This is a genomic window from uncultured Clostridium sp. (genome assembly GCF_963527835.1).
GTDB lineage: Bacteria > Bacillota > Clostridia > Clostridiales > Clostridiaceae > Clostridium.
The window spans coordinates 1-16,396 of record NZ_CAURTC010000008.1 but is presented as its reverse complement, the minus strand read 5'-3'; the positions used below and the strand labels follow the sequence as shown (position 1 = coordinate 16,396).

Below are 16,396 nucleotides of genomic sequence, written 5' to 3'. Positions count from 1 at the left end.
TTTACATTTTAGATAATAATTTTTCAACTTCTTCTTTTATTGCTAATTCATCAGAAAATGCACTTGCACTACCTGTTGCAATTCCCATTTTAAATGCTTCTTTTATATCATTATTTTTAAGATATCCTGCTAAAAATCCTGCTACCATAGAATCTCCAGCTCCTACTGAGTTTTTTAATATTCCCTTTGGTACTTCTCTTTTTATAGGTTCTCCATTTTCAGGTAATAAAATTGCTCCATCTCCAGCCATTGAAATCAATACATTTTTTGCTCCCATTTCTTGAAGCTTTTTACCATAAATTATTATATCTTCATCATTTTTCAGCTCAACATTAAACATTTCAGCTAATTCATGATGATTAGGTTTTATTAGAAATGGCTCATACTCTAGCACCTTTAGAAGTAAATCTTTTGTTGCATCAACTATAAATTCTACTTTCTTTTCTAAAAGTTTTTCCATTATGTTTTGATAAATATCATCTGGTACACTATTTGGAATACTACCTGACAATATTAAATAATCTCCTTCCTTTAAGTCAGAAAGTTTTTCATATAATTTATTTAAATCATCATTTGTAATTTCTGGACCCGCTCCGTTTATTTCTGTCTCTCCATTACTTTTTAGCTTTACATTAATTCTTGATATACCATTTTTTAATTTTATAAAGTCACAATCAACACCGTGATTTTTAACTTGTCTTTCTATTTCATTTCCTGTAAAACCTGCAATATAACCTAATGCCGTATTCACTATGCCTAAATTATTTAAGACTATAGAAACATTTATTCCTTTTCCTCCTGCGTAAACTTCTTCATCATTACTTCTATTTAATGAATCAACTTTAAAATTATCAACTTTTACTATATAATCCAATGAAGGATTAAGAGTTATTGTATTAATCATTTTTTACTCACCTCTATTACATTAGTATCATATCTGATCTCTGAATTTTTTATTCTACTTGTAATTAATTCTGCATCTTTTATTGTTCCAAAAGTTATAAAACTAACTTCATCTAATTTAGATTCATCACACAAAACAAATGCTTTATTACATCTTTTTATTGCTTCTGCTTTTACCATAGCCTCATTTACATCTGGAGTTGTATAACCATTTGCATTACTTACACCATTTGTTCCAAAAAAGCCTTTTGTAAAATTATATTTTTTTAAATGTTCAACAGTTATTGGACCTACAATTGCTTCAGTAACCGCTTTTAATTCTCCACCTAATATTAAGGTTTTTATATTTTTTTCTAATAATTTTTTTGCATGAACTATAGCATTTGTAACAACTGTTATATCTTTTGCTTCTATAAACGATATTAAAGCTTCTGTTGTTGTACCAGCATCTAAGTAAATTAATTCTCCATCTTCAATTAAACTTGCTGCATATCTTGCTATCTCAATTTTTTCATCTGCATTTAATGATTTTCGAACATTTACTTTATAGTCATGTTTTGCTGTACCTTCATTTATTAGTGTTGCTCCTCCGTGAATTTTTTTAAGTAATCCTTCATTATGAAGATTATTTAAATCTCTTCTTATTGTAGATTCAGAAGCCTCTAGCAATTTAACTAATTCCATAACTGAAATTATTCCTTTTGCTTTTAGTTCTTGAAGAATTATATTATATCTTTCCTCTGTAAACATTATCACCACTCCATATCTTTATAATAAACTATTTCTTTTTAAAAATCAATCTTTTTCGTTCAAAATAATTTAAAAACATTCAAAAATTTTTATATTTTATATTAAAATATAGTTATATGGTTATATATTAATATATTTTGATCGTTTGTAACTGTTTTTCAATTCAATTCATTAATTTTCAGTCATATTGTATAATTATTTTTTTATATTTACTCCTAATATAATATCATTTTTAATAAATCTTTCAAAACTAATCATACTATTCCATAAGCTATAATTACTGTACTATAAGTTATTATTTTTTAATTTGTAGGTACTAGTTTAAGTTTAAATCTACAGGTTTTATATATAGATAAATATTTCCACTCTTCATGTTTTAATATTTTTCCCTACGCATCAGTTATTATAAATTTTCTAAATTTCAAAAATTCTATAACTTTTTATACAAAAAGAGATGTATCAAAAAGAATTTGATACATCTCTTTTATTAGAACTAAAGCTTTATAAAAGTTGAATGTCTATATTGTAATATTTGTAAAGCCTTAATTAGAATTAGCATTTTAAAATTTATTTAATTAATCACTCCTATTGCTTTTAACGTAGCTTTTTTAATTGCTATTGATAAAGGAATAGCAATTATAAGACCTATAGCAGTTGTTCCTATTGAAGCTAAAAGTTTTGCTATAGCTGCAGCTAATCCCACAAAAACTAACCAATTAAAAACAAAATAGCCAAGTAATGAAACTATTCCCCCAAATACAAATGCTATTATATTATAGGTTATACTCTCACCATTTTTATTATTAGCAAAAGCTATTTTTCCAGCAACATATCCAGTTAATCCTTTAACTATTAATGTAGGAATTATCCATGCAGCAAATGTAGGATCTAAGGCATCATATAATGCACATCCTATTCCTGCCGATATTCCTGCATCTGGACCAATCAAAACTGCAGCAATAAAAATTGCAGTCGTACCTAAATGAATCATAGAAGCAGATCCACCTAAATTGATTGGAATATGAAGATATGTTCCTATAAAGCATATTGCAGCCATTACCCCTATTAATACTATTCTTTTAGTTGAAAATTTCATTTTTATGCCCCCTTGAAAATAAAGTCATTCTTTACTTTATAATAGTAATTAAGGATAATTTAGTCAAATGTATGGATACAATCCTCCCTTTGTGAGGAAATTATATATTTCATTTTCATTTAAATATACATCTCCTATAAGTCCATGCTCTCTATAATCTTTTTTATAATTATGAAAATCTGATCCTGCCGTATAAAGAAGATTCTTATTTTTAGCTATTTCTAAAAAATATTCAGTATCTTCTTCTCTATTGCTAAAATGCTTAGCTTCTAATCCATCAAAATCTAATTTTATAATTTTTTCAAAATCATTTCTGTTAAGTAACACTGGATGTGCCAATATAACTGTTGCTCCAAAAGATTTTAATATTTTAATTCCATTATCAACAGATAATTTATCACCTTTATTAATTTCCATATATCTTCCTAGTACTTTTTTTATATTATTTATCTTATGATTTTTCACATCTTTTAAAATTTTAACAAGAAGTTCATCTTTATAACTCTCATCTTTAAAATACCCTAAAATATGAACTCTACTTCCATTTTCATACTTAGTTGAAAGTTCAACTCCTGGAATTACTTTAACTCCTATGTTTTCCCCCTCTAATATAGCTTCATCTATACCACAAGTATTGTTATGATCTGTTAAAGAAATTATATCAACGCCTCTTTTTTTAGCAAAATTAACAACTTGTTTTGGGGTATAACCACCATCTGAAGATGTTGAGTGAATATGAAAATCTCCTTTTTTATACATTAATAGCTCCTTTAAAACGTTATACCACATTTCATTGTATGAAATTTATAGTTCAAGAGTTATTTCTTATCTTTATATAAAAATATTTTCTCTATTTCATCATAAAAATATATTCAAAATAGATTCAACTGTAAAAATTTAATATATAGAACATGACATTTATTCTAGGCTTAATTCACTATGCTTTTAGATCTCCACTTTCCTCTTCTCCATCTTATATAGAAAATTAATCCTCTTAAACATTCATCGCACATCATTGCAATCCAAATTCCTCTAAGTCCTAATCCTAAAACTATTCCAAAAACATATGAAAGTCCTGTTGCTACAATCCACATTGATAAAACTCCTATAAATATAGGATATTTAATATCACCAGCGGCCTGCATACCTCTTATTATTACAACATTAAATGATCTTCTAAACTCCAATAATACATCTATAAATAAAACTTGTTTTCCTAATCTTAAAATTTCAGGATTAGATGTAAATATACCGAGTAAATTATCACTAAATATAAATAGCACTATTGAAACGCCTAATGAAATAAATGCCGCTGGTCTTAATGTTTCTAAAACTTTCTTATATGCTTCATCTTTCTTATTAGCACCAATAAGATACCCAACTCTTATTTGATTTGCTTGCGATACTGCTGAACCATATATGAATGAAAACCAAACCAACATTCCAACATATGCTTTTGTTGCAACAGAGCTTGTACCCATCATGTTTATAAATGTCAATATTACCATTTGCGAAAAGTTATATGATACTGATTCACCTCCAGATGGAATACCAATCATCATTAACTTTTTAAATATTTCTTTAGGAAATGGGTTTAAGTGCTTTAATGATACTTTTTGTTTTATATTTTGTTTAAATATGTATATTATAACTATAACTCCTATAAGCCTACTTAATACACTTGATATAGCAACTCCTTCTACCCCAAGCTTTGGTATACCAAATGTACCACTTATGAAAAGAAAGTTTCCCAGTATATTAATAACATTTACGATTGCGGAAACATACATTCCTTGCTTCATTAAACTGTTACTTCTTAATATGGCTGAATAAGTCATAAACATAGCTTGTAGAAATATTCCTCCACCAATTATACTTATATATGTTTTAGCATCTCTAAGCAGTTCACTTGGCATTCTTAACCATTTAAAAAATATACCATTGAAACATAATAATAATATACTTATTAAAATACTAAATACTAAATTAGAAAATACGGCTACAGAATATATTTTGGAAACCTTTCCATAATTTTCTGCACCTAAGTATTGAGATACAAGTATTGTTGTTGCCATAGTAATAATACTAAAAGTAATAAGCAAGAAATTCATGATTTGATTTACATTTCCTACAGCAGCAACAGCATTTTCCGATACTCTACTTAACATAAGTTGATCCACATTGCTTACAAGCATTTGTAAAATAAGTTCTATAAAAATAGGCCATGTCAATTTAAATAAAGATGTTGTTCTTTCAGTTGTCCTCTCTAATGTGTTTATACTACTCATTTTTTCTCCCTTTCTTTCATAAAAATCCTTATTATTGTTGTGCTTATTTCTATTGCATAAATATTATTTTAAAACACAATATTTATGCAAAATAAAACACGGTAAAATCCTACTAAATTATTACCATATTTTATGTTACATCTCTTAATATCATTAATCAATATAAATTATTTTTTATATAATAGGTTATTGAGTAAACAAAAATTGTAAAATGAAAAATATGATGCTGAAGTATTTCATAAATTTTTAAAGAATGTGCTTACGCAATACCCGAAGGGATAAACATATCCATTTTCTCTATTTCTATAAACAAAATCTATGAGCTTATCGCAATCTTTAACAAATTTTGAAGTATAAAACCATTGCAATACTCTATTAGTATTTTCTTTTGTTATGTTACTTGAATATTGTTTAGTAATAATCTGCTTTAATTCTTCAGCATAACTGTCTTCCTTAAAGCCTTTTTTACTGCTTGTAAGAGTTTTTATTATTGCAGTTACACAGTCTTCAAAAATTCTAGCATTTAATATATCACCATGAAAGTATCTTGCAGATTCTTCACAAAATACCATTTTTGTAACAATAAATGTAACACTTTTAGTACCAATTTATGTTACAAAAATTGTATCTATACTAGTTACAAAATAAGTTACACTTAATCTTTGATTTATCTATCGTTCTTTCTGCTGTTAAGCTAGTTAAACTCTGAAGCAACTATTCAATCCATTTATCAAATTTATTGTATCCATAATCTTTAATTCAATCATAAACCTTTATCCAATAAAAATTAGGATTGTAGATGGTCCTCTTACCCAAACTTGCTCCTGCAACATACTCTTATACAGTTTCCCACCATGTATAGATGTATTAATTTTTTTAATGCTTTCTCTCCCAGTCCACTTTACATGTTCTATTTTTTAATGCTCCTCAAGAATCACTTGTCATATATTTTTCTACGTATGTAATAATTTAGTTAGATAAAGAGTTCTTTATATAACTATCTGTAATATAAAAAACATATACTATATAGAAAAATATTAATTATTAAAAAGCATATAGAAATGCTAATTATTAAATATGGAATAAAACTCTAAATGAATATAGATAAATAGGCAAGTACATTTAGGTAAACAAAGTTTCCCGAAGTGGACTTGCCTTGAATTTAGAAATATTTTTACTTAAAATAATATGAAAAAATCGTCGACTAATTGTAAAATGAAATTGAACTAATAAAAAAATGGGAGATCGATACGTCATAACGGTCTAATACGCCGTTTCATCCCAAAGGGAAAACGTATATCTGACTATACTTCAGATGATATTTCTTTCATAGCTGATTGGATGAATACTCTTCCTAGGAGAATACTTAACTATAAAACTCCAGTGTTTAGGTCATAAATAGAAACTAGTTCAATTTGTTATTGCAATTTGTAAAAACTCTTTTTCTTTTCAAATCTAATTGGGATCTTTATAAATTTCTCTAAACTCTCAGTTAATATTATAATTTATTGTAATAAATTTGTAGGCATTTAATCCCTCCTAAATTGTTTTAAGAGTTTTAATAACACCGACAAAACTGTATTTAAAATTTTAGAAACTGAAGATAGCTTTTTCTTAGAATCAGAAAGATATTAATGTCATATGGATCTAAAAAGCAAAGATGTTGAATTTTAGGTTTACAAATTTAATCTTTCTTTACTTTTATTAATTATAAGAACTAAAAATTAGCTAATTTAAAAATCTTATAATTAATAAAAGGGAGAAATGAAAAATGGATCAAATGGTATTAGCTACTCAAAAGTGGTTAAACAAAAATTATAACGGAAAAATTTCAAAATTAAAAGAAGATGGTATGACAGGCTGGAGTACAATTATAGCATTAACTAAAGCTTTGCAAATAGAACTAGGGGTTGATGCTGATGGTTTATGGGGCCAAGGTACAGAAAAAAAATGCCCTACTATAAGTTCAAATAATGACAATAAAAATATAATCACTATTTTACAATGTGGTTTATATTGTAAAGGATATGATGGTGGTAATATAGATGGTAAATTTACATCAAGAACAGCTGAAGGTATTTCTAACTTAAGAAAAGATGCTGGACTTTCTGATACTTCTGGTACTGCAACCTCACTAATATTTAAGGCATTATTATCAACTATGGATGGATTTGTATTAGCTAGCAGAGGAGATTCTAATGTACGTAAAATCCAACAAAATCTTAATAGAGACTATTATATGGTTATTGGATTAATACCTTGTAATGGTGTATATTCTAGAGAAACTAATAGAGCTTTAATAAAAGCTTTGCAACATGAAGAAGGTGTTGGTGCCGATGGTATTTGGGGAAATAACACAATGAATTTATGTCCTACAATACCAGGAAGTAGATCAAATAAAAGATTTGTATTATTACTTCAATATTCTTTATATGTAAATGGTGTAGACCCTCATGGTTTTGACGGGTTATTCGGTTCAGGTTTATCTAATGCAATAAAAGAATTTCAAAGATTTTGTGCATTACCCGATGATGGATATGCTGGAAAACAAGTTTGGGCTTCACTTTTAGTTAGTACTGGAGATAGAAATAGAAAAGGTACGGCTTGTGATTGTTCTACATCTATTACTCCAGCAATGGCTGTTAATCTTAAATCTAATGGATATAAAATTGTAGGAAGATATCTTACTGGAAGATATAGAATGACTTCTTCTGAATTAAAAACTATATTTGATAATGGACTTAAGGTTGTTCCAATTTTTGAAGTTGGCGGATATAGATTAGATTATTTTAACTATAATCAAGGAATTGCTGATGCTCATTCTGCGATGCTAACTTCTACCAACTTTGGATTTGGTAAAGATACTATAATATATTTTGCTGTTGATTTTGATGCATTAGATTATAATGTTACAAATAATATTCTTCCTTATTTTAAAGCAATAAATGAAGTCTTTAATGATTATGGTAATAAATATAAGATAGGTATTTATGCACCTAGAAATGTATGTAGTCGTGTTGCTAATGCTGGTTATTCTTGTAGTAGCTTCGTATGTGATATGTCTACTGGATTTAGTGGTAATCTTGGATATCCACTTCCAAAGGACTGGGCATTTGACCAAATTTCAACAATAACTTTACATGGAGCTGCTGAAATAGAAATTGATAATAATATTGCTTCTGGTAGAAATGTTGGTGTTGGTGGGGTTACTCCTACTGTAGATATTCTAAAAATTGCCAACAATAATAGTTTTGCAAAACTACTAGGTTTAGAGTTTTCATCTCCTGATGGAGAAATTATTTTAATTGATACAGGATGTATGAAGATAAGTTTAGGTTTATCAATGAGTAGTGCTTTAGGTGATGGCAATACTACTATAAAATTTAAAGAAGGAAAGTTTGATGGAATTGGATTACAAACTGCCATTAAGAATATTCAAGAAGGTTTAAGTAAAAATGGTTCTATAGAGTTATCAAATACTATTGCAAAATTAAGCACTATGGAATTAGCAATTAAAGTATCATCAAAAGGTGATAACTTAAAGATAGATATTCAAAATACTTTTAATGCAGAAATTTCTAAAGAACCAGCAGAAAAAATATCCTTATCAGAAACTTTATCTATTGAATTTAGAATAGATCCTAAAAAAGTAAAAGAAGAAGTATCTTCTGCTGTAGATAGTGTAATTGATCTTGTTAAAGAACATCCTGCTATAGGAGTAATAACAGTTATTGCAATTATTGCAGCTATAATATTCTTAGGAGCTGATTTATCCGTAGGTGCTATTATTTCTGGTATTATTGAAGGACTTACTTCTATTGTAGTATTTATTGTAACTTTCTTATCCCAATTAACATCTAAATTAGCTTAGAAAATTTTATTATATATGTCGCAAAAAATAATCTATACTTAAATAGATGATATATATTTAATTTTTTAAAGAATTAAAATTGCAACATATATATTTCAATTAAAAAACAAAGAGTTATGTTATTTAACTCTTTGTTTTTTAATTAATATTTTTGAAGCTGTTAAAACTGCTTCTAACTTAGAATTTAGAAAATCAAAGACTCTATGGGCAAGCACCATATGAACGTCATATAAAATTGGTTTATTAGTGTACTTAATAGAATTAATTTAACAAAAATAAAAAATAATAGAAATTAGAAAATATCCTTGGAATCTATGATTACTAAAAATATTTTCTTAAATAACTATTTTTTAAAATTAGTTTTAAAGATATTTAACATCCTTAGGATATTCTTTTTCTATTTCTAATTTTGTATTTTTAGTTATTGTATCTAAAAATAGTTCTTTATTTTCAATTGGATTAAAAGAAAGTGTTGAAAATAATAAGTCCTCATTATTAACTGTTCTTATAAATATATAATTTTCTACTAAATGTATACTCTTTATAGAATCCCATTTATAAACCTTTTCTGAAAATTTAGTACTAGTCTTTAATCCATCTTCAGTAAAAGTTAAATTAGTTTGTTCAAATAAATTCTTATACTTATCGAAGGAATATATTTTAAAGAATTTTTTTCTTAATTTATGTCTAAAAATTCTCTTTCTAAATAATAGCATCACAAATAAAGTGATTAAACCAGCACCCCTATATAGAGGATCTTTAAAACAAAAAATTATCAATAAAAAAACCATAAAATTAAATATAAAATTAGAGATCATTTGATATTTAAAAATTGTTGTATTAGCAATATATTTCATATGAAAATCTATTAATTCTTCTTTGGAAATCTTAAATTCTACTTCCATCTATAATGCCCTCCTGACGTTAAATCTTTAATGTATATTTGGGAAAATATTAATATATGTATAAATAAAAGTAAATTAAGTTAAATTTTATCATGAGATTTATACATTACTATTTTTATATTGATTAATTATAACATATTTTGTAAATATAATATTATTAAATTTTCAAGGAATAATTTTTATTCTTTAATGATACTTGTTATATCTGTAAAGTAAGGTATCTTATAAATTATTTACATACTTTTTGAAAATATAAAGAATGAGATTAATTGTATAATCAAGTGCGACATAAAATAGCTTGTCTACTGGGTTCAAGAGGTGTCTAAACACATTAAACAACTGTTGTTTTTTTAAGCAATATTTTAAATTATATAACTAAAAAATCTTCCCTAAAATAAAAGGAAAGACTTTTTAATATAATTTTATTTTTTGTATTTAATGAAAAATGTCTTTAAAAATGTTTTATCCTAATTTGTTAATTACAAATTTATGTATAACTTTATTAATCCAATATATTCCCATTATTAACATCACATATATTATATTAAATGAAACTAGTACTATACTATTTAATACTTTTGACATTAATATTGTAAATATTAATAGTGCTGCGATACTTGCACCAAAAATAAAATTAGCAGACTTTGAAAATTTTCCTTTAATACTAAGTTTAAAGCTATTTTTACCAATATAGTTTACAAAAAGGTATGAGAACCCTACAAATATTATAGTTCTTAAAAACATAGCTAAATCATAATCATAGTTTATACTTATATTCCCCTTTACTACCTTATTTAAGTATAGGAAAATAAAATCTATTGTAAGCATAATACAGAAACACTCTATTATCATTCCTAAATTTTCTTTAATTTTTTGAGATAAAGTTTTACTTGGATTTACTGCTGCTATAATATTATCTGTAAACTTTTTTAAATTTCCACCAGCCATATTTTCTATTGATTTTCCTTCTTGTTGCCACTGTAAGAACATTAATAATACATCATTTATAATCTCTTCTTGTTCTTCTTTTTTTAAATTACTTACTCGCAAATAACAAACAAAATCTGTATAAATTTTAAGATTTTCTTCATTTATGTTTTCACTTATCTTATTATTTTCTTTTCTTTTTTGAGCAGTGCTACTCATAAGTATTTCCTCCATAATTCTCAAATATTCTATCTACACTATTTTTTAGCTCTTGCCAAATTTTAAAAAACTCTTTCAGTTCTTCTTTTCCCAAAATGGTTAATTTGTAATATTTCCTTTTAGGGCCCAATGGGGATTCTTTCTTTTCTGAACTAACTAATCCGTTTTTTTCAAGACGTAGCAATAATGGATAAATAGTACCTTCACTAACTTCATCTAATCCGAAACCCTTTAGCTTTTCAGCAATTTCATAGCCATAAACCAGATCATCATTAATAATTTTAAGAATACATCCCTCTAATGTTCCCCTAAAAAATTGAGATTTATCTCCCAAAATACCTACCTCCTAACTATCTTGTTGTGCAAGTTACTTTAGGTATATTGTACAGCAAGGTAGTGTTAAAGTAAATATTTATTTTACTTAACTAATATTTCTTCCTGTTATTCTCTTTAAAAAAATGTAACTAAATAAGTTACATTTTAAGTAATATAATACGTCACATATTATGTAACAAAATTAGTTACAATTTTTGTTACATATTAGTTACAATTTTTGTTACATAAATGTAGTGTTAAATCTATTTGAATATAAGTTATATAAGGATTTATTGTAATATTTAAAAATAAAAAATACGATAAATTGCAATAACAAATTGAACTAATTTATGTTTATGACTTAAACGCTCGATTTTACTCATGCGGCATATATTTCATCTAAGTGTATTTCAAATAGCTCTTCCGGAGTCTTATAGTTAAGTATTTTCCTTGGAAGAGTATTCATCCACTCTTCTATAAAAGCAATATCATCTAAACTATAATCTGATATACGTTTTCCCTTTGGGATAAAACGGCGTATCAGACCATTATGACGTTCATTTGTACCTTTCTCAAATGAAGAATATGGATGAGTGAAATATACCTTTGTATCTGTGTCTGCTTATAATGTGAATAAGTCAGCAAATTCAGAGCCATTATCACTTGTTATGGTTTTAAAAACTTTACTAAACTGCTTACCATATATGTTACGAATGTTATTAAGTGCTTCCGTAACTGCTGCAGCAGTTTTTGATGCAATTTTATGAATGATGGCACTCCTAGTTTTACGCTCAAGAATAGTCAAAAGAACACAGTCATTGTTGGATTTTTCACCAACAACAGTATCTATTTCCCAATGACCAAATTCTTCACGATTATTTATATCACTTGGACGTTCAGCAATGCTTTTACCTAGCTTTTTCTTATGCTTCTTTACTTTTGCTGGCTTAGTATTTCTACGTAGCTTCATTGGCAGATCTGCATTAATAACAGCTAGTAAGCCAAGATCAATGTAATTGTATAAAGTTTTAGTGCAAATAATTTGAGAACGTTCAAACTTGCCTATGGCAAGGGCGTTGCCTACACAAGCATCTGGTGACCATGAATGATTTTTTATCTTATCAACAGCATAATTAATAAAGTCACTACATTCTAAGCGTTTAAATGTACGACAAGAATTCTGACGATTATTTTTATAAACAGCTTCGCCAGTATCTGCAAGATACACTTCAACATAGTTTCCTTGCTTAATCTGTGTAGTTGTGCCACGACGTATCTCATTTAAAATAGTATTTATTGACCTATTTAGCTCTTTTGCTATTTTATATGGTGAAAATCCATCATTAAGACGAAGCTCAATAGTCATACGATCTTTGAAATTCAAGTGTTTATTTTTACGTGATTCTGTGTTATTATTTTGGTGATCCATAGTGATTATCCTCCGTGTTGAATTTTCTTTAGCGATTAAATCATAACACAGATAATCCACTATGGATTTTTTATTAGTTCAATTTCATTTTACAATTAATCTGAAATTTTAAATTTAAAAAATAACTAGTACTAGGAAAATTGAGTTTGAATAAAAAGTTAAATCCAAAAATACCCTTAAAATCCATTTATTTGGATTCTAAGGGTATTAACTTTATGTAAAATACATAACTAGTCTCTAAAGTGAAATTTAATGGCTAGTTAGTATAATTTTTTTATTTCTCTCTATTAGCTATAATATCTTCTACTGCTAAATTTATAAAGTTACGATACTCAACTGAAAAATGACGAGCATGGTCATCAAAGAATATTTGTGGAGATCCAGATGACCACCAAACATGTAGTCTGAATTCAGCACCTTTTTTTGTATCACGATACTCTGTCAAACCATATCCCCAAATTGTACCATCTTCAAATTTTATACCAGAATAAGATTTATGAGAATAATCACTATCAACTACATCAAGTACAAATTGTGGCATTGGATCAACTTTAACTACACTTGCATGAGTTGGAAGTCCTCCTAAAGTCTCAACAACACCTGATTGTAAAAGCATATAATGCTCTGGGTAAACTGGAAAAAGCACTTTAAGGCGATTTTACCCGCTGTTCCAAACGGGTTGAATGATTTTATGTATTCAGAGGTATACTTTTTGTGAAAATATTTCTGAGAGGAGCTGTTTCCAATCGTTGTCGTATGTTATAACCTTTTTTAAGTTATAAATAAAAACCATGCTCTGACATAGTCTTAAAGCATGGTCTTTATTTAAACTAATATAATCTACCTAGTTGATTTTTTTATATCAACTATTTATTGAATTCATTAACTGGAAGAAGTATTCAGGTTTATGAGTCTTATTTAGATTATACCATGAATGTAATGTTTCTGGTGCAAATACATCTAATTTTTTCAGTACTTCCATTGCAAATTCCAGAGGTGCTACTCCTGATGCAGTAATCAAATTTTCGCTAGCTACCACAGATCCCATCTCATAAAATTTTTCTCCTTTATAATTAGGACAGACCATTTTAGTATACTCTAAGCTATTGCTTGTATGTTTTCTAGAATCTAGATATCCAGCATTTGCTAGTGCCTCAATTGCACCACAAATTGCTGCAATAATAGTGCCTAATTCTAAAGCTTCGCCAACTCTTTTCAAGATGGGTTGATGAATATCTTCTCCCCAAGTATTTCCTCCAGGCAAAACTAAAAGATCTTTACTCTCAAGAGTACACTCATTAAAGGAAATATCTGGTTTAATGCTCAGCCCTCCCATAGTAGTAATAATTTCTTTATTAGCTCCTACAGTAACTACTTTTAAAGGTGCTAAATCTTTTTTGAAATATCTTCCCGAATTTAGTTCAGCAGTTAAATATCCATATTCCCAGTCTGACATTGTATTAAATACATAAAGATAAACTTTTTTTCCTTGCATAAAATAACACTCCAATCATGTTTTATATAACCTATTATAATAAAACTTCCCTGACAGCTACTGTCAGGGAAGTTTTCATACTTGATGAAATTGAATTAATTCTGATAGAACTTCAATAAGTTTTTTCTTAAAACTTATTGGCTCAATAACCTGAATAGATTTACCATACGGTAAAAGTAAATAAGGTACATATGTATGTAGTATACTTTTTTCAAGAAGAAATATTGCTTGATTTGAAGTACGTTCTTGTAAATAATTTCCCAAAAACCAATGTTGGCAAACATCATTCAATGTACTTTTACTTCCATTAACAACCAAAGGAATAATCCCTTGATTATATTCTGTAGGAACAAGGTTTTTCAAAAAAAAATCACGTGCTGAAAAATCTTCTGGATGATTAAACTTATTTTCAGTAAGCACTAGACTTTCAATTCGATCTACTCTAAAGCTACGGATGTTATTTCTAAGATGACAAAATCCAATCATATACCACTTATTGTTCCAATAAATAATTTTGTAGGGATCAACCAATCTATACTTTGATTGATCTTCACCACTTTTATGGTATAAAATTTTTACAGAGTATCCGTTAGCTATGGTCTGCTCCAAATCCTTTAAGTAAGGTTTCATGGTTTGGAACCTTACTCGATTTATTACTTCAAGACTGGTTAAATGTTGGTTTATGTTTATTTCCTGAACCTGATTTGAATAGTTGCTTAACTTTGAGATAGCCCTATTTAGTGCTTCACCACCATAATATCCTGCTTCTTCTGCAAAAACAGCAGCGTGAATTAGTGAGGTTTGCTCCTCAGAATCAAAAAAAAGGGGAGCTTCAATGAAATTGTTTAGTAAAGTGTATCCACCGTTATGCCCTGTGTCTGAAATTATTGGTACACCACTTGTTGAAAGTGTATCAATATATCGATACACAGTTCTTATATTCATCTCCAACTTTTCTGAAATTTGTTTTGCAGTAACTTTTTCACCCGAACTAAGCATCCATAAAATCGCTAGCATATTGTCAATTTTAGGCATATAAATTCACCTCTATATAGTAAGGAATGATTACTTGTTTCCTTCCGATAATAGCTTTCCATATAATAAAGTCCTAGACACATTTATAATTTTACGAATTTGATTTTTAGTCACACCGCCTTCTTTCTTAGCCAGTTCTATCCCTTCATGTTTACGCATATGGATAATATATCTCTCTAATTGGTTAATACCAGTCATTATTGTAATTAAGAATTAGTCATATGGATTGTCTTCTGATAAATCTAGACATGTATACATAAATGATTTTATCAGCCTAAATTTAAATATTCTACTATACAACAACGTTCATTTATAGTAATATGTTTATAACTCATATAGTCACGTCCTTTAAAGTGGTTTTTCGCAATTATTACTTTAACATGAACGTGCCCGTATGGGTTATTTTTTTTGCAATTAATTAGTGTTGCACTTGATATTGTAATTTATCATTTAATAAAATTGTTAGTTTGATTTAATAGGCCCTACAAATTGTAATTTACTTAATTCTTTCAAACATTGGATGATTTGCATTGAATTCAACTAAGTCCCATAAGTTGCCGTATAAATCTTTAAATACAGCAACTGTTCCATAGTCCTGTTCCTTAGGTTCTCTAGCAAATTCTATCCCTACTTTTTTCATTTCATTATAATCACGCCAAAAATCATCTGTTCCTAGGAAAAGAAAAACTCTTCCACCTGATTGATTTCCTATAAAAGGCTCTTGTTCTGGCTTAGATGCTCTTGCAAGTAATATAGCAGTTCCATTAGAACCAGGGGGTGATACTACAACCCATCTTTTATCTTGTTCTGGTTGATATGTATCTTCTACTAATGTAAAGTGTAGCTTTTTTGTATAAAACTCGATTGCTTCATCATAATCTCTTACAACTAAAGCTATATGTACAATTGACTGAATCAATGTTTATCCTCCTTAATTCCCTAAAAAATAGTATTTGACTATCACATAAATCACTATTTATCTATTATACTATACAAACTACCTTAATTATCAATATAAAACCATTATCCATTAATCTATGGTCTTTTATAGGGCTAATTTTTAAAATCAGAACTATTTAATTAAGCCTTTCGCTATATAAAAATGGAAAAATAATCGAGTAGGAGCTAAATAATTATTTTATTTAGCGTCCTCTCACACCACC

14 protein-coding genes and 3 pseudogenes are annotated in these 16,396 nt (G+C 27.7%); 2 read left to right on the top strand and 15 right to left on the bottom strand.

What is annotated here, in order from left to right; genetic code table 11:
- Position 1 precedes the first annotated feature (1 nt).
- From pfkB to RYM86_RS06230, 6 genes are all read right to left on the bottom strand, one after another.
- Positions 2 to 904 carry a 1-phosphofructokinase gene (pfkB, locus tag RYM86_RS06255; RefSeq protein ID WP_315078771.1) on the bottom strand — a complete coding sequence of 301 codons (903 nt, stop codon included), beginning with the start codon at positions 902 to 904 and terminating at the stop codon, positions 2 to 4.
- A complete protein-coding gene (locus RYM86_RS06250; protein ID WP_315078768.1) occupies positions 901 to 1,653 on the bottom strand; it encodes a DeoR/GlpR family DNA-binding transcription regulator in 753 nt (250 codons plus the stop codon). The genes pfkB and RYM86_RS06250 overlap by 4 nt, the downstream gene beginning before the upstream one ends.
- A gap of 571 nt (positions 1,654 to 2,224) precedes the next feature.
- Entirely contained in the window at positions 2,225 to 2,749 is a 525-nt protein-coding gene (locus RYM86_RS06245) for an ECF transporter S component (RefSeq protein WP_315078767.1), read from the bottom strand.
- A gap of 63 nt (positions 2,750 to 2,812) precedes the next feature.
- Entirely contained in the window at positions 2,813 to 3,508 is a 696-nt protein-coding gene (locus tag RYM86_RS06240; protein ID WP_315078766.1) for a PHP domain-containing protein, read from the bottom strand.
- A 170-nt stretch (positions 3,509 to 3,678) separates the two neighbouring features.
- Positions 3,679 to 5,037, bottom strand: coding sequence for an MATE family efflux transporter (locus tag RYM86_RS06235; protein WP_315078764.1), 1,359 nt, complete (start codon positions 5,035 to 5,037; stop codon positions 3,679 to 3,681).
- 236 nt (positions 5,038 to 5,273) lie between these two features.
- Positions 5,274 to 5,609 (bottom strand): hypothetical protein, encoded by a 336-nt coding sequence (locus RYM86_RS06230; protein WP_315078762.1) that lies wholly within the window; start codon positions 5,607 to 5,609, stop codon positions 5,274 to 5,276.
- Positions 5,610 to 6,288: 679 nt separating this feature from the next.
- On the opposite strand from RYM86_RS06230, the pseudogene RYM86_RS06225 reads away from it, so the two are divergent.
- Together RYM86_RS06225 and RYM86_RS06220 are read left to right on the top strand one after the other, a co-directional pair.
- A pseudogene (locus RYM86_RS06225) lies at positions 6,289 to 6,435 on the top strand (IS30 family transposase); the annotation flags it as partial.
- 373 nt (positions 6,436 to 6,808) lie between these two features.
- On the top strand, positions 6,809 to 8,908 hold the full coding sequence (locus tag RYM86_RS06220; RefSeq protein WP_315078760.1) for a glycoside hydrolase domain-containing protein: 2,100 nt from the start codon (positions 6,809 to 6,811) through the stop codon (positions 8,906 to 8,908).
- 362 nt (positions 8,909 to 9,270) lie between these two features.
- Here RYM86_RS06220 and RYM86_RS06215 read toward each other — a convergent pair whose 3' ends face one another.
- The 9 genes and pseudogenes from RYM86_RS06215 to RYM86_RS06180 all read right to left on the bottom strand — a co-directional run bounded on the left by RYM86_RS06215 (position 9,271) and on the right by RYM86_RS06180 (position 16,152).
- Positions 9,271 to 9,813 (bottom strand): YcxB family protein, encoded by a 543-nt coding sequence (locus RYM86_RS06215; RefSeq protein ID WP_252236956.1) that lies wholly within the window; start codon positions 9,811 to 9,813, stop codon positions 9,271 to 9,273.
- 462 nt (positions 9,814 to 10,275) lie between these two features.
- A complete protein-coding gene (locus tag RYM86_RS06210) occupies positions 10,276 to 10,959 on the bottom strand; it encodes a hypothetical protein (RefSeq protein WP_315078757.1) in 684 nt (227 codons plus the stop codon).
- Entirely contained in the window at positions 10,952 to 11,293 is a 342-nt protein-coding gene (locus RYM86_RS06205; protein ID WP_315078755.1) for a PadR family transcriptional regulator, read from the bottom strand. The genes RYM86_RS06210 and RYM86_RS06205 overlap by 8 nt, the downstream gene beginning before the upstream one ends.
- A 360-nt stretch (positions 11,294 to 11,653) precedes the next feature.
- Positions 11,654 to 12,703: pseudogene (locus RYM86_RS06200) on the bottom strand (IS30 family transposase).
- Between the two features lie 274 nt (positions 12,704 to 12,977).
- Positions 12,978 to 13,349: a hypothetical protein gene (locus RYM86_RS06195; protein WP_315078753.1), complete on the bottom strand. Its 372-nt coding sequence runs from the start codon at positions 13,347 to 13,349 to the stop codon at positions 12,978 to 12,980.
- 216 nt (positions 13,350 to 13,565) lie between these two features.
- On the bottom strand, positions 13,566 to 14,198 hold the full coding sequence (locus tag RYM86_RS06190; protein ID WP_315078751.1) for a type 1 glutamine amidotransferase family protein: 633 nt from the start codon (positions 14,196 to 14,198) through the stop codon (positions 13,566 to 13,568).
- 75 nt (positions 14,199 to 14,273) lie between these two features.
- Positions 14,274 to 15,233 (bottom strand): YafY family protein, encoded by a 960-nt coding sequence (locus tag RYM86_RS06185; protein ID WP_315078749.1) that lies wholly within the window; start codon positions 15,231 to 15,233, stop codon positions 14,274 to 14,276.
- 30 nt (positions 15,234 to 15,263) lie between these two features.
- Positions 15,264 to 15,503: pseudogene (locus tag RYM86_RS18495) on the bottom strand (recombinase family protein); the annotation flags it as partial.
- A 226-nt stretch (positions 15,504 to 15,729) separates the two neighbouring features.
- Complete coding sequence (locus RYM86_RS06180; protein ID WP_315078747.1) at positions 15,730 to 16,152, bottom strand: VOC family protein; 423 nt, start codon at positions 16,150 to 16,152, stop codon at positions 15,730 to 15,732.
- Positions 16,153 to 16,396 lie beyond the last annotated feature (244 nt).